This window comes from Streptomyces sp. NPDC051677 (assembly GCF_044453465.1).
GTDB lineage: Bacteria > Actinomycetota > Actinomycetes > Streptomycetales > Streptomycetaceae > Streptomyces.
The window spans coordinates 37,181-63,392 of sequence record NZ_JBITCT010000056.1 but is presented as its reverse complement, the minus strand read 5'-3'; the positions used below and the strand labels follow the sequence as shown (position 1 = coordinate 63,392).

Annotated in this window: 17 protein-coding genes and 3 pseudogenes; 15 read left to right on the top strand and 5 right to left on the bottom strand. The window is 69.0% G+C overall.

Annotated elements, in window-relative coordinates; genetic code table 11:
- Nucleotides 1-91: 91 nt before the first annotated feature.
- From ACIBAF_RS41630 to ACIBAF_RS41600, 7 genes and pseudogenes are all read left to right on the top strand, one after another.
- A pseudogene (locus ACIBAF_RS41630) lies at nt 92-1,123 on the top strand (transposase); the annotation flags it as partial.
- 219 nt (nt 1,124-1,342) lie between these two features.
- The gene (locus tag ACIBAF_RS41625; protein WP_399470677.1) at nt 1,343-2,296 is read left to right on the top strand and encodes a DUF6192 family protein; all 954 of its coding nucleotides are present in this window, start codon (nt 1,343-1,345) and stop codon (nt 2,294-2,296) included.
- 182 nt (nt 2,297-2,478) lie between these two features.
- A complete protein-coding gene (locus ACIBAF_RS41620; protein WP_399470675.1) occupies nt 2,479-2,709 on the top strand; it encodes a hypothetical protein in 231 nt (76 codons plus the stop codon).
- Nucleotides 2,710-2,741: 32 nt separating this feature from the next.
- Nucleotides 2,742-3,206 (top strand): annotated as a pseudogene (locus ACIBAF_RS41615) (transposase); the annotation flags it as partial.
- Between the two features lie 748 nt (nt 3,207-3,954).
- Nucleotides 3,955-4,818, top strand: a complete 864-nt coding sequence (locus ACIBAF_RS41610) for a hypothetical protein (protein WP_399470673.1) — start codon at nt 3,955-3,957, stop codon at nt 4,816-4,818.
- Nucleotides 4,815-5,564, top strand: a complete 750-nt coding sequence (locus ACIBAF_RS41605; RefSeq protein ID WP_399470671.1) for a hypothetical protein — start codon at nt 4,815-4,817, stop codon at nt 5,562-5,564. Before ACIBAF_RS41610 ends, ACIBAF_RS41605 begins: the two co-directional genes overlap by 4 nt.
- A gap of 439 nt (nt 5,565-6,003) precedes the next feature.
- Nucleotides 6,004-7,188 carry a hypothetical protein gene (locus ACIBAF_RS41600; RefSeq protein ID WP_399470669.1) on the top strand — a complete coding sequence of 395 codons (1,185 nt, stop codon included), beginning with the start codon at nt 6,004-6,006 and terminating at the stop codon, nt 7,186-7,188.
- Nucleotides 7,189-7,299: 111 nt separating this feature from the next.
- On the opposite strand, the gene ACIBAF_RS41595 is transcribed toward ACIBAF_RS41600, so the two are convergent.
- Nucleotides 7,300-8,325: a helix-turn-helix domain-containing protein gene (locus ACIBAF_RS41595; protein WP_399470667.1), complete on the bottom strand. Its 1,026-nt coding sequence runs from the start codon at nt 8,323-8,325 to the stop codon at nt 7,300-7,302.
- Between the two features lie 201 nt (nt 8,326-8,526).
- Between ACIBAF_RS41595 and ACIBAF_RS41590 the strand changes: the two genes are divergently transcribed.
- The 7 genes from ACIBAF_RS41590 (at nt 8,527) to ACIBAF_RS41560 (ending at nt 17,833) form a co-directional block, all read left to right on the top strand.
- On the top strand, nt 8,527-9,492 hold the full coding sequence (locus ACIBAF_RS41590; protein WP_399470665.1) for a CBASS cGAMP-activated phospholipase: 966 nt from the start codon (nt 8,527-8,529) through the stop codon (nt 9,490-9,492).
- A 1-nt stretch (nt 9,493) separates the two neighbouring features.
- A complete protein-coding gene (locus ACIBAF_RS41585) occupies nt 9,494-10,663 on the top strand; it encodes a cyclic GMP-AMP synthase DncV-like nucleotidyltransferase (protein WP_399470663.1) in 1,170 nt (389 codons plus the stop codon).
- 13 nt (nt 10,664-10,676) lie between these two features.
- Nucleotides 10,677-11,072, top strand: a complete 396-nt coding sequence (locus ACIBAF_RS41580; RefSeq protein WP_399470661.1) for a hypothetical protein — start codon at nt 10,677-10,679, stop codon at nt 11,070-11,072.
- A gap of 92 nt (nt 11,073-11,164) precedes the next feature.
- The gene (locus tag ACIBAF_RS41575; RefSeq protein WP_399470659.1) at nt 11,165-12,361 is read left to right on the top strand and encodes a DUF3800 domain-containing protein; all 1,197 of its coding nucleotides are present in this window, start codon (nt 11,165-11,167) and stop codon (nt 12,359-12,361) included.
- Between the two features lie 243 nt (nt 12,362-12,604).
- Complete coding sequence (locus tag ACIBAF_RS41570; protein WP_399470657.1) at nt 12,605-12,988, top strand: hypothetical protein; 384 nt, start codon at nt 12,605-12,607, stop codon at nt 12,986-12,988.
- Entirely contained in the window at nt 12,978-14,522 is a 1,545-nt protein-coding gene (locus ACIBAF_RS41565; RefSeq protein ID WP_399470655.1) for an Eco29kI family restriction endonuclease, read from the top strand. Before ACIBAF_RS41570 ends, ACIBAF_RS41565 begins: the two co-directional genes overlap by 11 nt.
- A 389-nt stretch (nt 14,523-14,911) precedes the next feature.
- Nucleotides 14,912-17,833, top strand: a complete 2,922-nt coding sequence (locus tag ACIBAF_RS41560) for an NACHT domain-containing protein (RefSeq protein ID WP_399470653.1) — start codon at nt 14,912-14,914, stop codon at nt 17,831-17,833.
- A 583-nt stretch (nt 17,834-18,416) separates the two neighbouring features.
- On the opposite strand, the gene tnpB is transcribed toward ACIBAF_RS41560, so the two are convergent.
- The 3 genes and pseudogenes from tnpB to ACIBAF_RS41545 all read right to left on the bottom strand — a co-directional run bounded on the left by tnpB (nt 18,417) and on the right by ACIBAF_RS41545 (nt 21,465).
- Entirely contained in the window at nt 18,417-19,874 is a 1,458-nt protein-coding gene (gene tnpB, locus ACIBAF_RS41555; protein WP_399470651.1) for an IS607 family element RNA-guided endonuclease TnpB, read from the bottom strand.
- Nucleotides 19,871-20,454: pseudogene (locus ACIBAF_RS41550) on the bottom strand (IS607 family transposase). Before ACIBAF_RS41550 ends, tnpB begins: the two are co-directional and overlap by 4 nt.
- Before the next feature lie 96 nt (nt 20,455-20,550).
- Complete coding sequence (locus ACIBAF_RS41545; RefSeq protein WP_399470649.1) at nt 20,551-21,465, bottom strand: DUF5710 domain-containing protein; 915 nt, start codon at nt 21,463-21,465, stop codon at nt 20,551-20,553.
- Nucleotides 21,466-21,944: 479 nt separating this feature from the next.
- Here ACIBAF_RS41545 and ACIBAF_RS41540 point away from each other — a divergent pair, with 479 nt between their 5' ends.
- On the top strand, nt 21,945-24,419 hold the full coding sequence (locus ACIBAF_RS41540; RefSeq protein ID WP_399470647.1) for an NB-ARC domain-containing protein: 2,475 nt from the start codon (nt 21,945-21,947) through the stop codon (nt 24,417-24,419).
- Nucleotides 24,420-24,459: 40 nt separating this feature from the next.
- Here the strand turns inward: ACIBAF_RS41540 and ACIBAF_RS41535 are convergent, their stop codons facing one another.
- Nucleotides 24,460-26,139: a hypothetical protein gene (locus tag ACIBAF_RS41535; RefSeq protein ID WP_399470645.1), complete on the bottom strand. Its 1,680-nt coding sequence runs from the start codon at nt 26,137-26,139 to the stop codon at nt 24,460-24,462.
- Nucleotides 26,140-26,212 lie beyond the last annotated feature (73 nt).

Below are 26,212 nucleotides of genomic sequence, written 5' to 3'. Positions count from 1 at the left end.
CGTCACCCGCAGCCGCCTCGGACGCCTCGTCCGACAAGGCTTCCTCACCCAACCCGGACGAGGTCGCTACGAGAAACGGACTTAACGTCCACTGAAAGCGGGCCGGCTGGAGCTGACCGAGCTGCGGATGGCCCACCTGCTGGAAGTGGCGACCGGGTTCCGCTCCGGCGACCCGTTCCACCCGGGCCCGGGCGAGCCGAGAGCCGAGTACGACCCGGCGACCACGACGCTCACCGAGCGACGGCACGCAAAGGTGGCGGAGCTCGCCGCCCTAGATCCGCAGCACGCGCGGCTGCTGGGGCTGGGCTCGGTCGGCTACCGCACGCTGATCCGGTGGGAGAACGCCCGCCGCCGGTTCGGGCTGGTCGGCTGCGCGGACGACCGCTGGCTGCGCCGCAGCGGCGGAACCCGGACGGTCTCCGAGCAGGTGCGGGAGGCGGTCCTGGCGGTCCGCGAGGAGACGCAGCGGATGGCGAAGGTGTCGATGCGGACCAAGGACCGCATGATCCGCCAGTACGTCCGCGAGGAGTTCGGGCCCGAGACGAAGGTGCCCAGCTACGACACCCTGCGCCGGCTCTGGCAGGAGTGGTTCGGTCCCGGCGGCGCCCGGCAGCGCTACGCACGGTCGGCGGATCTGCCGGAGTCGCAGGGGCACATCCTGGTGCACCGGCCGGGCCAGGTCGTCGCGCTGGACACCACGGTGCTGCCGGTCATGGTCCGCGAGCACGTCTTCGGCGACCCGGTGAAGATGCACCTCACCCTGGCCCTGGACGTCTGCACGCACTCGCTGGTCGCCTTCCGGCTGACGCTGGTCTCCGACACCTCGGTGGACGTCGCGATGGTGCTGCGGGACGTGACGATGCCGCTGCCGATGCGGGCGGACTGGGGCGAGGACCTGGAATGGCCCTACCCCGGCCTGCCCGCCGCAGTGGTGGCCGAGTTCGCCGGGCACGCGGTGGCCGGCCTGCCGTTCTTCACCCCGGAGACGGTGACCACCGACCACGGATCGGTCTATCGCAACCATCACCTGGTCGAGGTCGAGCGGGTGCTGGGCTGCCAGGTCCTGCCCGCGCGGGTGCTGCGGCCGACCGACAAGGCCGCCGTCGAGCGGGCGTTCGGCGTGAGAAGCTGTGTCGGAACCGACGATCTGTGACGTTCCGTGAGTGATGGATCGGCGAGTGGTGCAGGGCGCCATGGGTCGCTATAGGGGCCAGAATTGGCCATGTTGGCTCGGAACCTGGTGATGTTGGTGGTGTGAGGTGGACTCTGGGCGCATCGCCGGGCCGGGGTTCCGCAGCCGACGCAGGACGCCGACGCTTCGGCCCGCGCCGGGTGGTGCGCCATGGCCCCAATGGTGGAGATGGTTGGGAAGGTCACGCGGAGCCGTTACGACGAGCTGGTGGCCGAGTCTCTGGACATGGTGGAGGAGGACACCCGCTGCCAGTTCGGGCTCGGGGACGCGGCTCTGGAGCTGGAGCCGCTTCGCGGGCACGGCGGTCACCTGCCGCTCGACGAGGGTGACCAGGGTGTGGAGGAGTCGCTGCGTCTGTTCGCCGAGGAGATCGGGCTGTCTTTCTATACGGTCCGGACGCACCGGTGGGTGGCGGCGCAGTGGCCCGCCGAGCACCGGCAGACGGGGGTCTCCTGGGAGGTCCATCGGATCCTGGCCTCCGTACCGGACCGGTTCGAGCTGATCGGGAACCCGCCGTTGAGCGAGCGCACCGGCCGGCGTCGGTGGAGTGCGGAGGTGGCGAAGAAGTTAGTGGGCTGGAAGACCGAGGAGGTCCTGGTCCCGGTCACCGTGCAGGAGAAGGTCGAGGCGATCCGTGAGCTGGCGCGTGATGACGAGGTGGTGGCGGCGCAGGTGGCCACCGACTTCCTGCGCCGGTCGGAGGTGGCGTTCAAAGCCATGCGCGACCCCGAGGCCCGGGAGAACGTGAACGAGGCCCAGTTCGAACAGGCCGAAGTCGAAGACGATGAGTTCGAGGAGGACTACGACAACACCTTCGGCGCTGGCGAGGACGGTGAACGCTTTGACGACCCGGCCCGCATCGTCCACAGCTGGCGGAAGTCGATGGAGTTCTCCGACCTGATCGCCGTCTGCCAGGGGTTCATCGCCGGGGCCGCCCGGCTGGTCCCGAAGTTGCGCGGGCACGAGTTCACCGACACCCAGACGAAGGTGTTGGAAAACCACTTGGAGAAGATCCGCGCGACCGCCGACTGGATCGAGACCGCGGCCGCGACCGGGCAGGTCGATCTCGACGAACAGCTCGCCCAGCTGCTGCGGGGCCAGTAGCCATGGGGGCGGGTCTGCCCGCCCACGTCCACGGCCAGGCGGTACGCAAGGCTCTGCAGGAGGCGCGGCCGGCGGGACTGACGCTTCCCCAGCTGTGCCGGGCGACCAAGCGCACACCGTCGCAGGTCTGGGCGGGCTTGAGGTTCCTGCGGAAGGTTGCGGTCAAGGAAGGACTCCCGCCGGTGACCTACAACAGACGGGACGGCTTTCAGATGTCCGAGGAGAGCGAGGTCTGGATCTCCTACGAGCGCGCGATCTTCCAGGCCGAACTGCACCGGGTCACCAACTTCATCACCGGCATCATCGCCCCGCATGCCAGGAAGGCCCCCGACGACGAATGGATCCGCCTGGTCCTGGACCAGCTCGGCGGCGTCAAGGCCACCCTGGAAGTCCTCACCCGCATGGAACGCTGATGACCAGCACGAACGAGACGCCGCCGTCGGCGGTGCGCGGACGGCACTATCCCAGTGACACCACGGACGCCGAATGGGCCGTCCTCGAACCGCTGCTGCCCATCCCGGCCTGTGAGTTGCCCACGGGCGGGCGTCCGGAGAAGCATCCGCGCCGCAACGTCGTCGATGCCATTCGCTACGTCAATGACAATGGGTGCAAGTGGAGGTCGGTTCCCGTCGACTTCGGGATCCCCTGGCGCACGGTCTACGGATTTTTCCAGAGGTGGCGGGCGAGTGGCGACCTGGCCCGCATCCATGCCGAGCTGCACCAGCTGGTCCGTCTTCACGACGGCCTCAATGCCCGCACCGTCGCGGTGATCCTGGACTCCCAGTCCGTCAAGGGATCCGAGACGGTGGGCCAGGACACCCGCGGTTTCGACGGCGGGAAGTTGATCAATGGGAGGAAGCGGCACCTGGCCGTGGACATGCGCGGCATGGCTCTGGCGGTCATGGTGACCAAGGTGTTGCGGCCCTCTTGGAAGTGAGCAGCCCTTCGAGGCCAGCCTGTGCATTGCTCAGTTTGATGAGTGGGGCACATTGGAAGTTACTCGTGAGTAGGTTTGGAGTTGCGTCGGTTGGACTGAGATGACCTGCGGGTTTCTGAGGCTTGCTCACTATGAGCGTTGACTGCTCAGTGTTACTGGGCGGCCGGTAGTGGCGGTCGAGAGCAGGTGGACTGGCCCTGGCCGGATAGTCCTTCTCGTGACTGGAAGGCGTCGGTTGCGTCGGTGGGGCAGGCCAGGTCGAGACGAGAGGGGAGTGTGACGGGCGGCAGCGGAGGGGCGCCGCCGTCGGCATGGAATGCGTTGTACGGGCCGGTGAGGTGTTGGAACGTCGTGACCGTGTGCCGCCGGCCAGTTGCTATGACAACGCCTTGCCTTGTGCCAGCGCGCCGCGAAACTCGCTCCAGCGTATCCGGCTGATCCTGCCGCGCAGTTGTCGTCGTCATGGCGCTGACGGTGGGTAGAACGCGCGCCACCTTCCTCGCAGCAACTTCGGATGCCTCTCGGCGGGAGACCCTGCGCGCGTGGCGACGGGCGTCGCTGCCGCGTGTGTGCGTCCGCGCAACAGCGGAGGCTGCCGTGGAGCAGAATCAACCGATCACAGTGTGACGAGGAAGGCCGCCCATGAGCCACAATGCGACGTTTCTGCAGGCGGCTCAGGCAAGCCAAGGAGCTCTTACCCGCGGCTGGCTGTCATGTCACGGTGGCGGCCGAGGCCCTCCACGCGGCAGTCAGGGCTGCCACCGATGCCCAATTCGACCTGCACATGCAGAACTTCAACAGCGCGGAGCGTCTGTGCGCTCTCGACGACGTAGCCTTCACCCGTCACACCGCCGCCGTCAGGCAGGCACTGGAAGCCTTCGTCGCTGCGGCCTACCGAGAGGGAGTATCGGTGACGGCCACGGGTTCCGACCGGGCGAAGGCGGCGCGGGTAGCCGAAGCGGTACCGGCGGACGCCGCCTGGCTGGTCCAACTTTCCCAGCGGATGCCGATGCGGCGCATCCCCGACTTTGTCGCCGAGGGCATCGACTCGGCCCTGGAAGCCCTGCAGCGCGATGTCATCGACTTCGTCGACCCGGAACTCGAAGCGGCACATCAGGGCTTCATGGAAGCCCTGGCCCGTCTCGTCGACGAGATCAACGGCACCTTCACTCCCGACCACGACGCCGCATACACCGAGGTCCCGCCAGAGTGGCGGCGCACTGACCCCGAACGGTACGCCCAGGCCCTGCGCGATCTCTCCCAGGCCCGCGATACCGTACTCGACGGCTACAAGGAGCTGATGAACGTCATGAGCCGAAGAGGCCACCTGCCCGCACCGCAAGAACCCCAGCCAGGCCCTTCGGTCCGGGTCACCGCCGGCGACAACTCACCCGTCACCGTGAACGCCCCTCATGCCCACGCCTCCCACGGCGGCCACGCGAGCGCCGGCCAGCCGGCACCGGCAGGCCAGACTGCCGCGGACACACCCGCGCCGTGGTATCGCAGCGGCATCTTCTGGGGCGCCGTCAGCGCCGTGGGAACGGTGGCCGGTGCCGTCGTCGCCTACCTTGCGCTGGGCAGATGACCGGGCCAACCCGCCAGGGGCCGCAGCCCGTGGAACAGTTGGAACAAGGCGTCCTCGACGACACCGTCCCGCTTGCCGGACTGCTGCGCCTCGCGCTCGTCATCGGCGGCCACGCCGCCTCCCAGCCCCTGAAGCAATGGGCGCTCAACGAACTCGAGGGCTACGCAGGCAAACCCGCCTCCAGCGTTCCCGACTACCGGCGCCCGCGCGCGCCCATCCAGGCCGACTCACACTCGCTGACCTGGCAACGCCAGGGTGAAACCATCAGCGCCCTGCACCTCCCCGACATCACACGGGGCACGATCAACGAAGAAGTGACCATCCCGTACGGCGTCGGCCAGCTCCAGAACCTGATCGAACGGACTCCGCCCGGCCAGGCAGTCCACCTCAGCCTTCCCGGCGCGGCCGAACTGCGCACGCTGATGAGCGCGATGGAAAAGTACCGCAGCCGAGCCATCATCATCGACGACCTGTACTGGGCGGTCTCTCCCTCCGTCCTGCACGACATCCTCGACCAAGTCCGTACCCGCCTCACGCAGTTCGTCGCCGAACTGCGTTCCACGATGCCGGCCGGCTCCGGCACGCCTACCCCTGAGCAGGTCCACAGGGCCGTTCAGAACATCAGCATCACGACCGGCGACAACTCGCCCGTCACACTCACCGCCCCGCTCGCCCACGCCGACCACGGCGCAACAGCCAGCGCCTCAGCCGGTGTACAACAGCGCTGGTGGCGGCGACGGCGCTAACTCCGTGCTCGTCTACCACAGGGGCCACTCTGGTGACGGGCACCCGCATCGCCCGGCCCCCGTACCACCGAGGACCCAGCGTTCGTCACGAGGCCGCAAACCATCGTGACCTGTCTAAACCCCGGCGAGCGCTACGGCCTCCAGGTTGGCAACCACCTTCCCATGCTGTCCTTCAGGTCCGGCGTCTCCCCGTCGAGGGCATCGAACGCGTCCGGGCATGAACCCAGCCCACCCCCACAACTCGGAAGCGCATTCTGTGAGCGCTCGCCGCCGACGCCTGGTAGACCAGTGGCGGCCGGCGGGAGCAGCGCCAGGCCATACGCGCGGACCCAGGAACGGGCAGGGAGGAGAGCGAGCACCGCGGACCGCAGGTGGCTGCTGTGCGGCACGGATGCGAGAGGGGCGGGGAACGCCGAAGTTCGGTCGCTAGGGTCGCTGCATGAGCTTGCGCGACGCGGACTGTTCCTGGCTGCCCGACCATCAACTGCATGTGGTGGAGACGCTGGCCCACGTCGACCACACGATCGAGCGGTTGCTGCGGCTGACGCACGATTACACCGAGCACGGGACGATCACGTTCGCCGAAGTGAGCAAGGACAACCGCGTGGATGTCGTTGTTCAGGAGGTCGCTCCGCTCCCGCAGGCGATACCCCGGCTCGTGGCCGACGCCCTCACCCAGTTGCGGGCCGCGCTGGAACACACCTTGTACGCCGAGGTCGAGGCCGCTCTTGGACGCTCCCTGACGGAAGAGGAGGCGAAGGGGGTGGAGATGCCGGCCACGTGTGACGCCGCCGCCCTCGCCCAGTGGTTCGGCAACCGCAGACGACGGCAACTTGGGCCGCTGCACGCCGGAACGCCGCTCGCGCAGCGCATCGAGCGGCTGCAGCCGTTCCAGCGCCGCACCCCCGACGAGCATCCGCTGCGGCTCCTCGCCGTCTACACCAACGTAGCCAAGCACCGCGCTCCCGCTGTCGCGGCGACCCGGCTCGGCGCCGTGCATCCCGACGATCCGCACAGCGACCTGACCGTCGCTCTTCCCCTCAAATACGGGCCCCAGCCGGGTGATGGACTGCCCTTGCGGGAGGGTGACGTCCTTGCCAGCGCGCCGCGCGGCGCCCGCATCCCCTTTTCCGTGTGGCCGACCGTGTCCCTGCAGCGGCCCCACACCGGTGTGTGGGCCATCGCCGCCAACGAGCTGGAGATTCTCGAAGAGTGGGTACGCACCGTGGCCATCCCTATTCTGGTCACCGGCCGCCACGACGTGAGCCCGCTGCCGCCGCACCTCGACATCGCCGTCGGACACCGGGACATACGCGATGCCCTGGCGAAGGCGGGTCGTACACCCGCGGTCGTCCGGAGCCGGGACAGGATCGCGGCCATCACCGGCCGCGCCGGTCTCGTCGAGTTCCTCGCTTTCTTCCCGGAACGGCCCGAGGCGGAAACAGTCCGGGCATGGCTCGACTCGCTGGATGACACACAGGTCGTCGAGCACGTCCTGCACCTGCGTGCGGTAAGCGGCCGGCCACGTGAACTGATCGAGGCGGGAAGCGAATTGGTCAGCGAAGCCCGCAGGTACAAGGAAGGCATCGGGGAGCCGTCCCGCACGGGTGGGGCAGGCGCGTAGGGCAAGGCCTCCAGGCTGTCGGTACGACTTCGGCGCACGGTTTTGGGGCCAGGCCCGGTGCGGCCGACTGCCGATTCCTCGCGATCCGCCGGAAGTGCGGGGGAGTGCGGGTCACGTGGCCGAGGCGGTCTGCAGGCTCTCCACGATCTGGGGCGGCAGGACGGAGCGGGCTGGGGTGCTGTCGGTGGAGGCGAGGTAGGCCAGGAGCCGTGCGGGCTGTTCCGGCCGGCCGAGGGGGACCGGCTCGACGCGGCGCCACCCGCGGGCGGAGGCCGTTTTGATGGCGGTGAGATAGACGTTCTCGTTCATACGTCCGAGCGTCCGTGCCCGCATGAGCAGGGCAGCGAGTGAGACCTGCCAGTGCTGTTTGAGATGGAACAGGGTCGGCCAGTCCACCGTGGTCGGCAGCTGGTCGTGGATGTCATCGGCGGGCATGAGGAAGGCCGCCGCGAACTGGTGGGCCTGTGTCTCGACCTCTTTGACGCCCCAGATCTGCTCGCCGTGCAGGACGAGGTGGGCGAGTTCGTGCGCGCCGTCGAACCGGGAGCGGGCGCGGTCGTTCTTGTTGCTGCCCAGGACGACGACGGGGTGGTCGGGAAACGGCAGTGAGAAGGCGTCCACATCGTGGTTGTCCAGAGGCAGCCGGGTCACGGCGACCCCGTGTCCCTCCAGCAGTTCCACGACATTCGGTACCGGCCCCGGGGGAAGTCCCCACAGCGACCGCACCTGGGCCGCTGCCTCCTCGATCTCCGCCCGCTGCGCCTGCAGGCTGCTCACCGGGAGCCGTGGCATGTCCGCGACGCGGAAGCGGCCCACCGCAGACGCGTGGACGGCGAGATCGTGGGCGACGTGGGCGATCGCCCGGGCGCGGCGGCGGTCGGTCACCGAGGTCCGTCGCAACGAGCGGAAGAAGCCGTCGTGGCTGCCGGTCATCGCCTCGCCGAAGAAAGCCGGCGGCACCGCGAGAACGCGGGCCAGCACGCCGGTCGTCTCCGGGCTGGGGCGCGCGGCCCCGCTCTCGAACTGACTGATGGCGGCCGGCGTGAGCCCGACCTCGCGAGCGAGCCGCGTCTGGCTCAGCCCGGCCAGTTCACGGGCGGTCCGCAGCCGTGCCCTCTCGAACACCTGCGTGCTCATATCTCCCCTTGCCTGCCCTGCCCGATCTTGGTCTCCACATCTTGGCGGATCGCGCAGGCCCCGCACGCTCCGGGGACGGCGCGGCCCGACACGACCCTACGACCCCTGCGCAGAAACAGGCGCGGAAATTCATGCTGTGATATTAAGTAGCCTCGACAGGGAAGATCCGCTCCTATCGGCAGCGGCCCTTCAACGATCCGCGTGACGGGGGCGGTTGCACTGACCGAGCGTTTCCAGATCCTGGCCCTGGACGGCGGCGGCTTCCGCGGCATGTTCTCCGCAGCGGTCCTTGCCCGCCTCGAGGAAGACCTCGACATTCGCATCGCCGACCACTTCGACCTGATCGCCGGCACCTCGACCGGCGGGATCATCGCACTCGGCCTCGGCCTGGGTCTCACACCCCGCGAGATCCTCACCTTCTACACCGAGCACGGCCCGCGGATCTTCCGCGACCGCTCCAGGATGCGCGGCCTGCGCCACCTCCTGCGCGCGAAGTACAGCACCGAGCCCCTGCGAGCGGCGCTCACCGACGTCTTCGGCGAGCGGACCTTCGGGGAGAGCACCAAACGCCTGGTGATCACCTCCTACAACATCGCCGCCGACGACGTCTACCTCTTCCGGACCCCGCACCTGCCCACCCTCAAACGGGACTGGCGGGAAAAGGCCGTCAACGTCGCGCTCGCCACCTCCGCCGCACCCACCTACCTGCCCGGCATGCCTCTGGACGGAGCCCGCCTCGTCGACGGCGGCGTGTGGGCCAACAACCCCACCATGGTCGCGCTCACCGAGGCCGTCGGGCCGCTGTCCGTCCCCCTCGAGGCCATCAAGGTCTTCAGCCTCGGCACCACCACCGACGTCCGCAGCCGCCACCGCCGCCTCGACCGCGGCGGCCTGCTGCCCTGGGCCGGCGACGCCGTCGAGGTCCTCATGCGGGCCCAGAGCGAAAGCGCCGCCAAACAGGTGCGCCACTTCATAGGCAAGGACAACGTCCTGCGCCTCAACCCGACCGTCCCCACCGGAGCCGTCGCACTCGACAACGTCGACACCCAGACCCTTTCCGGACTGGCAGGCCACATCAGCCGCGACGTCTCCCCGGCGATCCACCGCACCTTCTGCGACCACCAGGCCCCCACCTACACGCCCTGCCACCCCACCCGTGAGGAATGACGTGAACACGCTCCACCCGACGGGAGAGGCCGACACCGACTCCCTGGAACAGATGCTGTCCATGCTGCTCGACGGCGCCGTGGAATCCCTTGATATCTCCCCGGACCTCTACGACGCCGCTGTTCGCCGTTACATGGACGTCGGCACCTGGCTCGGCCTGAACGAGAGCCCGGACTACAAGATCTACTCGCAGGGGTCCTTCCTCCTCGGTACCGTCGTCCGCCCCCAGACACCCACCGGCGAGTACGACATCGATCTCGTCTGCCGCATCCCCCTGCACAAGACCAGCACCACACAGGACGATCTCAAGCAGCGGGTGGGCGACCAGCTCATCGCGTACCGGTCCTGGAAACAGCAGCAGGGCCACAATGATGGCCCCAGCAGCCTGGAACCCCGTCGCCGGTGCTGGACCCTGGGATACACCGGATTCCACCTCGACGTCCTTCCCGCCATCCCGGACGACGAACACCAGCCCCACGGCATCCTCTTGACGGACAAGAACCTGTACAAATGGCAGCACGGCAACCCGATCGGCTACGCGGACTGGTTCAGCGCCCGCTCCGAACTCTCGCACGCCCTTCTTGAGAAGCGCGCCAGCATCGCGGACGTGCCCGTCTGGCACATCCGCAGCACTCTTCAGCGCCTCGTGCAGGTACTGAAATGGCACTGCATGACCTACTTCGGCGACGACACCGACAACCGTCCGCCGTCCATCCTCCTCACCACCCTCGCCGGCCGCGCCTACCGCGGGGAAGACGACCTGTTCACCGCCCTGCGCAACGTGCTCGCCGCCATCCCCGGCTTCATCGAACGACGCAACGGCCAGTGGTGGGTCGCCAACCCCGCCCACAAGGAGGAGAACTTCACCGACAAGTGGAACGAATACCCTCAGCGGCGCCAGGCTTTCATGACGTGGTTCCGCGAGCTCACGGAGACCATGGACAACCCGTCCCTGATGCACTCCGAGGGCTTGGACGCCGTCTACTCCCACCTCGTCAAGTCCTTCGACCCCGGCCCTCTTCAGCGCTCCTTCACCCGCTACGCGAACCGCATGAAGAACACGGCCACCCAGCAGCGGATGAGCACCACGGGACTGCTCTCCACCACCACCGCCGGCCCGCGCAGGCGCCCCCAGACCTTCCATGGCCAGCACACCGACGCGCGCGATTAACCTCGCCCGGCAGATGACCGCCGTCAAAGCGGCTGTCCCCACAGCCGAAGCAACGTTGCGCGGCGGCGAACTCGTATGCACCCTCACCCTGCAGCCCACCCCCGTCAGCAGGCGCTACACGGTCAGGATCGCTTACCGCCACCGCGGCAGCCCCCGCGTCAGCGTCACCGACCCGCCACTGGCACTGCACCCGGACGCCACACACCTTCCGCACGTCTACGCCAGCGGCGACCTGTGCCTGTACCTGCCCGGAGAATGGAACGACCACATGTTCCTCTCCCAGACCATCCTGCCGTGGACCTCGGCGTGGCTCCTGCACTACGAACTCTGGCTCATCACGGGCCGCTGGACGGGAAGCGGCGAAGAGCACGCCCTCCCGACAGCCTGGCCCCCCACCGCCGACCGGTGAAACAGCCGCGCCATCCTGCAGCCCCTCCCAACCGGGGCGGACGCCTGCGAAAGAGGGTTGTCGACGATGCCCGATCCGCCGACGATGTCTCTGTGAGTGAACGCAACCACGCGCGCAACCCGGGCACGGGCCTGCTCGGGCCGAACTTCAGCCGCCGCAACCGTCAGGCACCCACCGACGACACAGCCGGCGAACACCGCTGGATGGCCATCGACGAGTCCGGCTATCACGGCGACCAACTCCACGGCCATGACCGTTACATGATCCTGGGCTCGGTGGCCATCGACGACGCCGAAGCTGCCGCGATCGTGGACACGCTGCGACGCGATGCGGGGATCCAGCAGTCCGCGACAGAGGCGAAGTTCCAGAAGATGTTCACCGGCGGGGGAGCCGGCCAGCGCCGTCGGCTCCTGGGCGAACTGCTGTGGCCGGGCGGGCCCCTGCATGACCGTGCCTCGGTGTACGCGATCGACAAGCACTACTTCGTCGCGGCCAAGCTTGTCTCCCTCCTGCTGGAGGAGCGGTTCCACGCTCTGGGTTACGACATCGACAGCAACGGCGTGGGCCGGCAGCTGGCCCTGGACCTGGCCACCGAAGGTCCCCGGGCATTGGGCCGCGACGGCTTCGACCGGCTCATCGCCACCGCCGTGGGCTTCTTCGCCAAGAGGAACCGTACGGGTGACCAGGTCACGGTCGACGACCTCTACACCGTCATCCGGGAGTCCTACGCCTACGCCCGCCGCCGCAAGGCGCCGCAGGCGAAGAAAGCAGCAGAGGTCCTGGACATGCTGCGCAAGACCCGCCCGGAAGCTGAGGAGTTCGCCCGTGAGCGTCCGGCCGAGGCCACACCGACCGGAGAGCACGGCCTTCTGGACGACACGATGGATCCCCTCGTCACCGCAGTGCCCACGGTCATTCTCCACGCGTCGGTACGCTACGGCGGCAAGCTCCAGGTCCTCGCCGACGACCAGCGGCTGCTGACCGACGACAAACTCGACGTCCTGGAGCGGGGGGCCACGGCCGTGGGCCTGGTCCACGGCCTCATCAAGCAAGACCACCTCCAGGATCTGGTGCGCGGCCGTTCGGCGGACCACCCCTCCCTCCAGCTCGCTGACCTGGTGGCGGGTGCGGGCAGGGTGGTTGCTCGCTGGCATGACGGCGAGGACGATCCTGCCGGAGACGACCTTCACCCGGTGGTGGCGCCGCTGGTTGATCCCGGGGGACTGCTCATGGAGGAAGGACCTGAGGATTTCGCACGGGTCGACACCGCCCGTGCGAAACGCCGCTGACGCAGCGGCCTTCGGGAACCGGCGGCGTGACCGGCGTGAGCCAGCCGGTGGGGATATCTGACCGGTCCATCTCGTCGATCCAGTCGGCGAGGGGCCGCGGTACACCCGGCCGCACGGCAACCACCGTACGTGTAACCGCTGGGCTGGGCTGAATCGGACGGGGCCGCCCACGTAGGGTGACTCCCCGATCAGCCCCGGGGAAGTCCTGGGCGAGAGACGCGCGCAGCAGTGGGGGAACACACGATGGACGGCACAGAGGGCACCGGGACGGCGGATGTCCAGATCACGCTCGACTCAGCTGGCGCCTTGGACGACCGCTTGGCGTTGGCCGAGTGGCTCCGTAGCGAACGCGGCCTGCAGGGGTGCGTCCATCTCATTCCGGCTGCCCCCGCCGAGAACGAGCTCGGTGCCGCCCTCGAACTCCTCACGGTCTCCCTCGGCTCCGGCGGTGTCGCCACCGTCCTTGCCGGTTCCCTCGCCGCCTGGCTGCAGAGCCGCCGGACCCCGACCACAGTGCGCATCACCATCACCCGGGCGGATCGCACCCTGGAACTCGAGACCGGAGATATTGCAGAGGCCGAGGCGCTGATCCGGCGCTTCCTGGACGAGGACACCGATGGAGTCTGACGACACCGCCGTCCTCATCGGTATCTCGCGATACCAGGACCCCTCCCTCCCCGAAGTTCCCGCAGTCCTCAACAGCCTGTCGGCCATGCACGCTCTGCTCACCGCTCCCGACCTGTGCGGCTGGTCCGCAGACCGGGTACACATGCTCGCGGATCCCACCGACACCACCGCGCTGGCGCTGGAACTGCACCGCCTGGCCGAGAACACCACGGGTACCCTCCTGCTCTACTTCGTCGGCCACGGGGTCGTCACCAGGACCGGTGCGCTCTGCCTTGCCACCGGCGGCACCCAGCTCCGCTACCCCGACCTGACAGGCCTGGAGTACGACAAGGTCCGCAACGCCCTGCTCGACTCGCCGGCCCAGGCGAAACTGGTGATCCTCGACTGCTGCTACTCCGGCCGTGTCATCCACGGCCTGACCGGCGCCGGCGAGAGCCAGCTCGCGGACACCACCGACATCCGCGGCGTGTACACGCTCACCGCGGCCGACCAGGTCGCCCACGTGCCCCCGCCGGAGGAACAGGAGACCGCCTGCACATCGTTCACCGGAGCTCTGCGAGACGTCGTGCGAGACGGAATCCCGGGCGCCCCGCCGGTGCTCGCCCTGAGCGACATCTATCCCAAGCTCAGGAACACGCTCCTGGCGCGCGGCCTCCCTGAGCCCAACCAGCGCGGGACAGACACCGTCGAGGCCTACCCCTTCAGCCGCAACGTCGCGTACACCGGCGGCACAGGATTTAGGTTGCTACCGCAGGAGCAGGTGGACTTCTTCCTCCGGGTCCTCGCCGCGCAGCCGCGCCACGACCTCACGGCTGCGAGCATTGAGAAGCTCGAGGACTGGCCCGGTGTCTACCTCCTGCACCAGGGGTCCGATGACACTCCGGAGATCGTCTACGTCGGAAAGCATGATCGTTCGATCGCCGCCCGTCTCGCCAAGCACCTGCAGAAGATCGACGGACGTTGCCACATCGACTCCCGCGACCTCTCCTTCAGCTGCCTCAAGCTGGACGACGACCTTAACCTCGTCGCGCCCGAGCTTGTCGTGCTCCGGCAGTTGCACGCCCAGGGACATTCCCCGCTCTGGAACCTGAACGGCTTCGGCAACCACGATGCCGGGCGGGCGAGAGACTCCGCCCGGCTCGCCGGCAGCCACTTCGACGTGCACCATCCGATCGACCTGGCGTGGCCTCTACGCGCCGACGGCCCGGCTCTCGGCCTGACGGCGCGAGAGATGGCCGCCTACCTCAGGAGCGAACTCCCCTACGTCTTCCGCTTTGACCACCGGGGAACCGCGATCGACGGGATCCGGCTCGCCGTCCCGGAAGGTTCTCTCTCTGCCGACCGTGCCTTCTGCCTGCTTGCCGCTGCCCTGGGTGACGCATGGCAGATCAGCGCTCTCATGGGCCAGGTCCTGATGTACCGCGAGCAGGGCGCAAGATACCCCAGCGCCATCCGCTACTACGTCGGCAGCGAGGTGATGAATGCGGTTCCGGATGTCTACGAGGACGGGCATCCGTTGCAGGGAAGACGGTAGCCCTGAGTTCAGAGGTAGCCGCTCACCGTCGATCGCCTTCGTAGCTTGAGTGCTCGGCCGGTGAGCCAGCGGGATGTGCGGCCTGGTTCACTGGCTGTCGCCCCGCGATGTCCCAGGCAGAGAGATCGGCGGAAAGTGCGTCACCACTGACACCTGAAGCGAAAGCGGGGCAGAAATAGCAGGTCATCGCTGGTATGCGGCGCTCGAAGTGCGTCATCTGCAGCGGCTTGGATGGGCAGCTGCGCCCGCTTCGCCGCAAATGCTGATTCTGCGCCGTTGGCGGGGGAGAGAGGTGTCGGCGCGCCAGGCGCAGGGCCGGCCACCGCGGCCGCTCCCGACCGTGAGGTGCCTTCTGCGAGGATGTGGAGCAGATCGCGGGAGGGACAACGGTGGAACCGGCAGTCGTGGGCAGTGTGGTCGGACGTGTGGCAGCGGCGTTCGTGACGAGGTCGTCGGCCCTGGTGACGGGAGACACCCCGCCACCGTCCTGGTCGGAGGAGTCCGACGAGCGGGGCGGCCTCCTCCTCACGGACGGTGCCGGCGAGGCGATCGCCCTGCTGACCCAGGATCAGGTCGCCCAGGTCTCACAATTCCTCGAGCAGCCCGAGATCGTGGCTCTGTCGCAGTTCCTGTTCATCGCCAGGCTGGGCCTCAGATCCCGCCAGGAACTGTCGGACCTGGCGGGGGAGTACGAGGAGACCTTCACGGCCCGGGCCGAGGACTTCTGCGACGAACACGGATACACCTGGGGCGGGCTCGCCAATGCGCTCTGGCAGCTTGCCATGGCCTACATGGAGAGTCTCTTCCCACTCGACGGCACCAGCACCACCGCGCCGCTCAGCGCCGCCGACCTGGAGAAAGTCACCGCCTATATCGGGGCCGCACCGCAGTTGGCAGGCGGTGACGCTCCACCCAGCGCCGCTTTCCGGGACATCGTCGATATCCTCGGGTCCCCGGAGCGGGTGAAGCGGGCGCGCGAGGTGCTGGCAGACATCAGAGCCGCATCGGAGCGCCGGTACGCCGAGCTCAGCCTCGCCCATACCTTCAGCCATGCCAGCGAGACAGCCCGTTTCGACCATGAAGTGCTGTACGTCCAGCGCAACCTGCGCAAGCGGGGCTCGGACGAGTTCCGCGACGACTCCTTCCTGGTCTCGCCCCTGAGCCGCCCGCGCTGCGTGGTCCTGGGCAACCCGGGCGTCGGCAAGAGCACCATGACGCAGAACCTCGTCCACCAGCTCTCACACTCCGGCTCCCGCGTCGCCTACGCCCCGCTCGTGGTGTCCTGCAAGGACGTCCCGGGCACGGACGGGTCCGCGTACATACTGTCGGCGATCACCCGCTCCCTGCGCGAGAACCTGCAACTGGAGATGGGGGAGGAAGCCGTCGGGGACCTGGCCACCCTCGGCCGCTCCTTCGTGATCTTCGACGGCATCGACGAGATCATCGACGTCGGACGGCGCATGAACTTCGTCCGGACCATCGAGGCCTTCGCCAACCGCTTCCCGCTCATCCCGATCCTCGTCACGGCCCGGCGCGTCGGCTACAGCAAAGCGCCGTTCGACACCCGGCACTTCGACATCTACGAGCTGGACGACTTCTCCCTGGACCAGGTGGGCCAGTACACGGAGAAATGGTTCGCGGCCACGGAGCGATCGGAGCAGGACCGCCTGGCCTTCCTGCGGGAGACGGAGAACGTCCCCGACATCCGCACGAATCCCCTCATGCTCTCCCTGCTGTGCGCCCTCTACCGCGCCCGCGGATACATTCCCCGCAACCGCCGCACCGTGTACGAGGCATGCGCCGACCTGCTGTTCCAGCGATGGGACGCCATGCGCCACATCGAACAGCCGATGGACCACCGCCACTATGGAACCCGCCTGATGCAGGAACTCGCGCTCTTCTTCTACAAGAGCCAGACCGCCCAGGCCGGCGTCCAGGAAGGTCAGCTGAAAAAGCTGATCGCCACCTTCTTCACGGACACTGCCTCGGTCGACGAGGTCGACGCCCGCACCCGGGCACAGGACTTCCTGAACTTCTGCGCGGACCGGGCCTGGCTCCTGTCCTACCAGGGCACGGACTCCCTCGATCACCGGCTGTTCGGTTTCACCCACCGCACCTTCATGGAGTACTTCGCCGCAGAGGCCCTCGTGCGGCGCGCACGGACACTCGACGAGGTGGTCAAGGAGATGGTGCTCGCCTACGACCGGGACACGAGCTCGGTCCTGGCGGACGTGATCTTCCAGTGCGCCGACGACAAGTACGACGGCGGCGCACGCGACGTCGTCTCCAGCCTCATGGAAAGATCCAAGAACAGCAGCCAGCAGGCCTCGGCGAAATACCTCTCGTTGTGTCTGCGCGTCATGAACGCGGCCCCTCTTCCCCCGCAGTCGACCGACGCCATCTTCGATGCCCTGCTGACCGCCTGGGACGGCAGCAGCCCAGAAACCGGCCGCGACACGGCACTGGCGGTGCTCGAACTCTCCAGAGACCCCAGAAACAGATTCATCGCCAAACTCCGCACGGACCCACTCCACGCCAAACACGCGCTCGCCAGGTGGGCCCGCTTCTACTGGCGCGGCGAAACCCTCATGTTCGATCCGCAGTGGGACCAGCAGATGTACGAAGTGGCCCTGGGAATGGACAACCCGTACTCGCAGGACCCGCCAGCCATGGCCTACCTGCTGCGCAACTCACCGATGGAGCTCGACGAGCTCCCGCCCACATGGGAATGGGCTCTGGGATTCCAGGCATTCGGCGAAACGGTCCCGGGACCAGTTGTCCTGGACATGGAAGAGCTCCTCGCCGAGAGCGGGCCGAGCCCCGACGCAGGCCGGATCACCGCCGCCTTCGGCGCCTCCCTGCGAGCCGGTCTGCCACAGGTCAACGACGCCTTTGTCAGAACCGTCTTCGCGCGCATCGGTGAGGGCACCACTGTCCTGGCGCCCGACGAACCGGCCGAGGCGGCCCAGAACCGCGATATCCGTGATGCCCTCATCTGGGCATGCTGCGCCCTGTTCGAAGTAACGGCGCCCGCCTACCACCCCCTCCACAAGCAGGCCGGCTTTGTCCTCGGGCACCCGTGGTTCGACCGGGTCAGCAGCACACGGAGCAACGGCCCCGGACGCACTGTCATTTCGGGACCAGAACCCTTCAGCTGGAAAGAACTGCGCACGCTGCAAGGGTCCGGAGCGGTGCCTACCTGGTTCGCCGACTGGTGTACGGGCCAGAAGTCGCTGCTCACCGTCATGGAGAACCGGCCGCAGCCGGGCGCGCGGCTCAGGCGCCCCACTCAGCCGAGAGCGAGGCAGTGACGCCGCCCCGGCGGCACTCGTGGCGAGGGCTGAGACGGCCCGGCTCACTTGGTCGCGACGGGACGTGGAAACCGCTCGGCTACGACGAACGCCGGGACAAGTACGCCGACCGCGCAGCGAACTTCGCCCACATCCACTACGCCGCTTCCGTGACGAGATGTCCGGCGGCGACACCGTAGGCTAGCGGCGCTGAACTCGTCGGTGTGACGGATGAGATGCGCCTGCTGGCTCATGCCTGGATGCTCACCCCGTTCCCCGACCCGCCGGCCAGGGATGAGCATGTCCAGCGCCTGCGAGGGGCCCGTGTGCTGATTCGAGGCCGCCGCACGCCAAGACTCGCACTCCGCGGCCTGCCCGGGGCAACGTGGTGAAGCTGGGCGGGTGCAGTCTGGTCGTTGCTCCGTGGCGGCTGTTGTCTCGTTGAAGAGGTGTGTCGACCCTCGGCACGCAGATCGTGGCTCTGGCCGGCGACCTGGACCACCGGGACCATGCCGTGACATGCGGAGGCGCCGCAACAACCCGTTGCTGAGACCGTGGTCAGGTCTCAGCATTCCAGGCATTTCGGCCCGGAAGGTCCGTCTCGTCACCAGAGCGTGAGGGGCTCGGCTTGAGTACGGTCTCTCGTTTCCGTCTGCCGCTGATGCGGCAGGGTTGCGCCACCTGCCCGCCCCGCCCCCGCCTTGCGGCGGGGGCGGGTGGCGCGGGTCTTCTGGTCGGCTCCACGAGGCTTCGACACCGCCGGGGCGATGTCCTGGTCTCCGGCCACTCCGGTACCAGTCACGCAGGCTGCCGCGAGGGCGGCGAGGTTGAGCGCGGCGTTGTCGTCCCGGTCGATGAACAGACCGCAGGCGTCGCATTCGTAGGTCCGGACGTGCAGCGGCAGCTTGGCTTTCACCGCGCCGCACCCGGAACAGGTCTTCGAGGACGGGTACCAGAGGTTGGCGACCACGAGGCGGGTGGCGTGGCGCCGGCGGGTCTTGTGGTCGAGCCGGCGGCGGATTTCACCGAATCCGGCGTCGGCGATTCTGCGGGCCAGACGCCGGTTGCGGAGCATGCCGGCGACGTTGAGGTCTTCGACCACGACGGTGCCGTACTCGGCGGCCACCGCGGTGGTGAGCTTGTGCAGGGCGTCTTCGCGGAGGTTCGCCACGCGGTGGTGGACCTTGTTCCGCTGGGCGTTGGCCTTCTCCCACCGCTTCGACGGCTGCTGTCCGGTGCGCCGGTCGGGGCCCTGGCGTCGGGACACGACGCGGGAGGCGCGGCGCAGCTGCTTGCGCGCCCGGTCGTAGTGGCCGGGATTGGGCGCGGTGCGGATCTCGCCAGTGCTGTCGGCCATGACCGCGAGGGTCTTCACCCCGAGGTCGATGCCGACCGCGGCATCCGGCCGCGTGACGCGGACCAGGTCGCGCTTCACCTCCGTCTGGAAGGACACGGACCAGCGTCCGCGTTCGTGCCGCACCGTCGCGGACAGGATCCGGGCGGCCTGGGCCTGGACGCGGTCGAGGAGCTTCACCGTGGGTTCATGCGTGCGGATCGTGCCCAGGCGGGGCAGTGTGACGTGTCGGCCGTCGGCGTCCACGCGGATCGTGCCGGTGGTGAACCGGCAGGACAGACGTGCCTTCCGCTTCGACTTGAACCGCGGCATACCCATCGCACGGCCACGGCGCTTGCCCTGCTTCGACCTGGCGTAGTTGTCGAACGCCGCGGCGGCGTTCGCGAGACCGGTGGAGTACGCCTCCTTCGAGTTCTCCTCCCACCAGGCCGCGAACCTCGGGTCGGTGTGCTTGCCCTCGTTGAACGCCTTCCGCAGGGCGGGCAGCGACCACGGCCGCCACTCGGTCAGCTGCTCCTCGGCGACGCCGTAGGACTCCTCCGCGCGGCGCTGCCACCACGACGCCCCGACCCAGCTGACAGCCCAGTTGTACGCGGCACGCGCCGCGCCGCAGTGCGAACGCAGCGCGTGCTCCTGGGAGGCGTTCGGGTCCAGAGCGAACCGGAACGCCTGCACCACAAAACCGGGCTGCGCCTGGAACTTCTTCACTCGGTGGCCTCGCCGGTCGCCACGGCCACCGCGCGGGCGGCGCGGTTCTTCGCCGCCCGCCGCCCGTACAGGCGGGCGCACATCGACGTGAGCACCTCGGTGATATCCCGCACCAGGTCATCGCGGTCTCGGTGGGGTCGAGGACGACCAGGTGCCGCCCGGACGCCGACAGGACGGCTTCGAGATGCTCGACGCCGAACCGGGCCAGCCGGTCACGATGCTCGACCACGATCACCGCCGTCTGCGGGTCGGACAGCAGGCGGTGCAGCTTGCGGCGCCGTCCGTTCAGCCCCGAGCCGACCTCGGCGACGACCTCGGCGACGGGCAGGCCGAGCCCGTTCGCGCCGGCCACGACCCGGGCGGCCTGCCGCTCAAGGTCGGCCTTCTGGTCGGCGGACGACACACGGCAGTACGCCACCACCCGCCCCGAGGTCGCAGAGACGGCCGGAGCGGGCTCAGCGACCAGCCACGTTCCGGACGGCGCCTGGCGGACCGGAACGGGCATCTTCCCGTCCTTCACCCATCGCCAGACGGTCTGGTAGCTCACGCCCTGCTGCCGTGCCCACTCCGAAAGCTTCACAAGGCCAAGGTATTCGAGATGCACGACTAGAGATGACTATGAATGACTAGAAAATCTGTAGCAGCTTTCATTCCCCTGCCAGCAGCCGTCAAGAGGTCAGCGACCTCGGCGAAAGATCCGTCGCAGCAGCGGGACCGACGCCTCCTCCCGCGGGTCAGGCACTTTCGAGGCACGGGACGGGGAGGGTGCTGCAGCCGACGCCTCCTCCCGCGGATCAGCAGGGGAGGGAGCCGGAAGGGCAATGCCGCGTTCGACGGCGATCCTCGCCGCGATCTCCCCCGCGTCGGCAGGAGAGGGAGCACGCTGCGGGACGCCGCGTTCAGCGGCGAGCGTCGCTGCCGCGACCCCGCGACGCTCGGCCGCGCGAGGCGGCCGCTTGAGGGTGACCCCGGCGTCGGTGAGGATACTCAGATCCAGCTTCCAGGCCGTGGCCGAACGCAGGTCCCACAGCGTGAACGCGGCATTGATGTGGCGGCGGGCCTCGGGGCGGCTCATCCCCGTGACCTTGACCAGATGCGCGAACGCCCTCGCCTCCAGGCCACGGACCTGGGCGTATCCGTAGTGGGTGACGGTGTGGCAGTCTGTGCACAAGCAGATCAACCGCTTCAGACGCTGGACACGGGCCGCTTCGTCGTACACCCACCGCTCGTGGGCCTCCAGCCATCGCTTGGCGTTCCGGTCTTCACCGGCGCCGCAGGCTTCGCACCGCATCCCGGCCCGACGAGTGATCATCCGGCGAAGCCGTTCCCAGTCCCGCGGCGTCACGCAGAAGCGGACGTTGGTGAACCAACAACTGGAGGGCACCAAGTCGACGAACAGGCCGTCGCCCAGGGTGCGATCCTCACCTGGCAGCAGATCGGGCACGTCCGCAGCGGCCGCCCACGGCCCCAGCGCGGTCATGCCCTTGCGGGGTGCGTACCAACGCTTGGCGGCCGGGTCCCACCGCGCGCCGGCCTTCTTGGCCTGGTCCTTTTCCGCGTACGGGACGTCCAGCCAGATCCGCTCGATCACCGTGCTCCTCTCTCATGTTGTTGGAGGCGATACAAGGGCTGCCCCTCGGCGCAGGACGACGCTACCGGCCGCCCGCAGACCCCACCGGACGAACTGTGATCTTCCTCGGGCCGTCCGGGCTCGCAAGGTCTTCGCCGAACTGCGGGCGGCAGAGCAGGCCACCCGGTCGTTGTCGGCGATGGCCGCGACACGGAGGGTGTCGGCGCGGGAGTCTGCTCCGTCGGCCACGTCCTGGTCGACCGTGCCCGCTGTGTCCGCGACGTCTCTGCGCTGTCGCCGATCGCGCAGAAGACGGCGCCAGGACCGGGTATCAGGGTCTGCCGGTGAGCGAGTGTCCCGTGCCGGTGGCCCGGGCGGCGGTGATTGCTGTGCCAGGGAAAGTCTCGGCGGCGGTGCAGGTGTCGGATTGCCCATGCGTCCGCGATCTCTCTACGGTGGGTATCTGTCCCGGTGGGGGCGGACGGTGCGAAGGGGGCTGTGTGGAAGCCGAGTTGGCGGCGCTCGCGGCGTCGGGGGCGACGACGCTGGTCGGGCTGATGGTTTCGGAGTCGTGGGAGCGGGCGAAGGGCGCACTGGGCCGGTTCTTCGGACGGCGGGCCGCGGGGGATGACGCCGAGGAGGAACTGCAGGCGTCGAGCGCGGAGTTGGGCAGCGCGCAGGAATCGGGCGACGTGAGCACCCAGGCGGACCTCCAGGCCCGGTGGCAGCAGCGGCTGGAGGAGATTTTCCGGGAGGATCCCGGCGCGGTACAGGAACTGGCCGGGCTGATGTCCGAGCTGGCACCCGAAGTCTCCCGCACGTTCGTCAGCCTCGTGAGCGGTGGGGTCAACTACGGTCCGGCCTTCCAGGGTTCGCACATCCACGGCGGCATCACCTTCAACGTCCAGCCCGCCCCGTCCGGACCCGGCCCTCACTCCCTGCCCGATCAAGTGCCCGTCACCATGGTCCCGTTCAGCAACCGCACGGCCGAACTCGCGGTACTGGACCAGACCCTCGGCACGCGAGAAGACGGCTTCGGGCCCGTCCGTGTCGGCGTACTGGACGGACTGCCTGGAGTGGGCAAGACGACCATGGCCTGGCGGTGGGCGGAACGGGCCCGGCGGCAGTTCCCGGATGGGCAGCTGTATGTGGATTTCGCCGCCCTGCGCACGCAGCCCGTGCTGGCCGCCGGCGTCGGCGCGGATGTCTCCGAGGCTCTTGCCATGTGCCTGCGGTCGCTGCCGGGAAGCGACAGCAACATTCCGAGTTCGCTCGCGGAGCGGACCAATCTGTTCCGCTCCCGCTCGGCCGGCCTGCGGATCCTGCTCGTCCTGGACGACGTGAACCAGCCCGCGCACGTGCGTGCGCTGATCCCCAAGGGACCGGGCAGCGCCGTCTTGGTCACCGGCCGGGGCCGCCTCGGTGAACTGGCCCTGGACGGAGCCCGCTTGATCTCCGTCAAGCCGCTGGACGCGCACGGCGGACTGGCGCTGCTGAAGGACCGCTGCGGCCAGGAGGCGGTCACGGCCGAACCGCGGGCCGCGCAGCGCCTGGTGGAATTGTGCGGCGGCCTGCCGGTGGCACTGCAGGTCGTGGCGGCGCGTCTGGTCACCGATAACAGCCTGAGCATGACCGAGCTGGCCGCCGAACTCGATGACGAGGCCGGCCGGCTGGCCGGTATGGCACTGGATGGTGAGGAGTCCTCGGTGTCCGCTGTTCTGGGTTCCTCCTACCGGCTGCTGCCGCCCGACGCCGCCCGGCTCTACCGCCTCCTCGGATGGCTGCCGATGGCCGTCTTCGACGCCGGCGTGGCCGCGGTCGCCGCCGGCCTCGACACCCCGCGCGCCAAGCGCCTGCTGGGCGCCCTGACGAAGGCAAGCCTGGTGGAGGCACTGGGCGACGGCCGGTACCGGATGCACGATCTGGTGCGCCTGCACGCCCAAGAGCGCGCCACGCAGGAGGAGCAGGAGGGCGAGCAGGCGGCGCTGATCGGCCGGGTGGGCACGCACTACCTCGTGCTCACCGCTTTCGCCGACCGGGCACTGCGGCGCGAGCGGCTGCGCATCGCCGACCTGTCGCCCTTGCTGCACGACACCGATGACCCTTTCGCCGCCGCCGCAGGACCGCCCGCCCTGGAGTGGCTGGACACCGAGCGCTCCGCCGTCCTGGCGGTCCTGCGCACGGCCGCCCGGCACGGGCTGCATACCCTGGTCTGGCAACTGGCGGAAGCCTTCACGGTTCTGTTCCTGTACCGCCGCTACCTGGGGGCGTGGAAGGAGTCGCTGGAGCTGGGCGCCGAGGCTGCCGCGGTGTCGGCGGACACGGCGGCCGAGGCACGGCTGCGCAGCCTGCTGTCGCGCCCGCTACTCGACCTCGGCGAGAACGACCGCGCGGCAGCCGAACTGGAACAGGCCGTCGCTCTCGCCGAAGCATCCGGCCACCTCGTCCTGCGTGCCTCCGTGCAGGAATTCCTCGGCCGCTACCGGGATCTCTTCGAGCCCTCCCGCGCCGTCGAGGCGTATCAGCGGTCCCTGGAACTCAACGAGAGCGCCGGGGAAGCACGTGGCGTAGCCATCGCCGCGTTCTTCCTCGGGTGCGCCCAGGACGCCCAGGGCGATCACACGCAGGCGCTGGCCAGCCTGCGCCGGGCGCTGCAGGACCTGGAGTCCCGCGAGGAGCCGGACCGGCGGATGGCGGCCCGGGTACGGGCCGCCATCGGCGTGGCACGTGACCATCTCGGCCAGAGCGAGGAAGCGATCGGTGACCTGTGCGAGGCTGCCCGGGCCCTGAGGGAGGTAGGTGCGACGCACTATGAGGCGCAGGCCTTGGTGCAGCTCGCCGACATCGCCCAGCGGACCGCGGGACGCGAGGACCTGGTGCGCGAGTGCCTGACCCGGGCCGTCGAGATCTACGAGGCCGCCGGCAACCGCACGGCGCAGAGCCTGCGGCAACGGCTGGACGGTCCCGGCCGCTGAATTCCGGGCCGGCCGGGGCAAGAGGCGGCTGGCTTCGGGGCTACCCGGCAGCCAGCGTGGGACGAAGACGCAGGACCACGTCCTCGTCCCGCACGCCACCGACCCGTAGTGTCACTCTGCTGCTGTCCAGCGGATGCCCCGCGCGCAGACACGCGTAGACGACCGCGGCCAGCAGGCCCGGATCCCCGGTCGGGCCCGTGGCGGCCGCCTCGACCACCCGGCCGTCCCGGAGCCCGACCAGACACACGCCGTGGCGCACGGCCGAGGCCGCGAGGAGGCTTCCGGGCAGCTCGGCGAGCGTGTCCCGGATCCAGCGCAGCGCCTCGACCGGGGTCGCCGCACGGCGGCTGCGCACGAGCACCGAGGCGCTCTCGGCCAGCCGCCGGTCGCGCTCCTCGGTCGTGCACGCCAGGTGGGTGAAGGACCCCGGCGGGACCGGGCGAGCCTCGTCGAACCCGTAGACGGCAGCCGGGAAACGGGACAGAGAGACGCTGACCTCCTCGCCTTCCCCGGCGACGACCGTGGTCACCTGCCAGGAGGCGACCGGAGGGACGGGCGGATCCGCAACCGGCAGCATCAGCGCAGACGGCGGCGGGGAAGCGGGCTCAGGGAGCTTCAGTAGGCGGTAGAGGACAGCGCGCAGTCGGGCGAGCGCATGTCCCGACTCGGCGAAAGCCTGCTCCGCAACCCTGGCATACCGCTGTGTCGTGTGCCCGCGCACGACATCGTCCACCTGCCGCAGCAGGTCCCCGCGCGGGTCGAGCCGGGGCGCAACCGCCGCCAGTGCGTGGACGGCCGTCCCGGGCACCGCATCGCCGCCGAACGCGGCCAGCAACAGCGGCATACCCGCCGACGCCCCGTACAGCGTCACCGAGCCGTGATCGCCCACGAGGACATCCGCAGCGACGAGCGCGGGCCGCCACGCGTGCACGGCCGGCATCAGCAGCAGCCCCGCGTCCAGGGCAGCGGCGAACAGAATGCGGATCTGCCACGCCCCGTGGGCCGACCACACATTGGGGTGGATGATCGCACCGACCCGGTACTCGTCACAGGGCAGCTGCGCGAGCAGACGCGTGAGAAGCTCGGGACGGCGTCCCAGCAGCGACGTCGGTCCCCAGGTGGAACTGACCATGACCAGACGCTGGTGCTCCGCCACGCCCAGCGCCTCCCGGTAGGCATCCCTGCGCGGCCGACTCCCGACAAGCTCGTCGAAACACGGGTCGCCGACCAGCAGAGTGCGCCCGGCGGCCTTCGGGTGGGCGGCGAGCAACTGCTCCTCCTGCGCCGGATGTGAGACAGCCAACCACGCGCGTCCCGTCTCCAGCAGAGAATCCGCCACGGCCCCCGACAGCCGCTCACCCGGACTCCGCGAATCCGGCACGAACTTCTGGAAACCGACGCCGTGCGGCAGCACCAGGACCGGGCAATCGCCTTTCGGTACCTCGATGTTCTCGCTGGCGGAGAGGATCAGGTCGGGGGTGATGCTCCCCAGTTGCTCCCAGGGCATGACCCGGCACCCGGCCTCGTGGAGGAGTTCGAGGACACCGGCGTTGAAGGCGGACGTGGGATCGTAGGCGAAGACGACACTCACGCGGTGGTCGCCACGCAGGAGGGACGGCAACGTTTCGAGGACCCGTACCGTCGAGGTGACGGTCCGCGCGGCGACGACCAGAGTTCGTTCACCGGGAAAGGTGCTCCAACGGTGGGCATCAACGCCCACCGGCACACGAAGCGGTCCACTACCCGACACCGAGGCCGCCTCTAACAAACCCGCGTCTCCCGCTGGTCAGCGG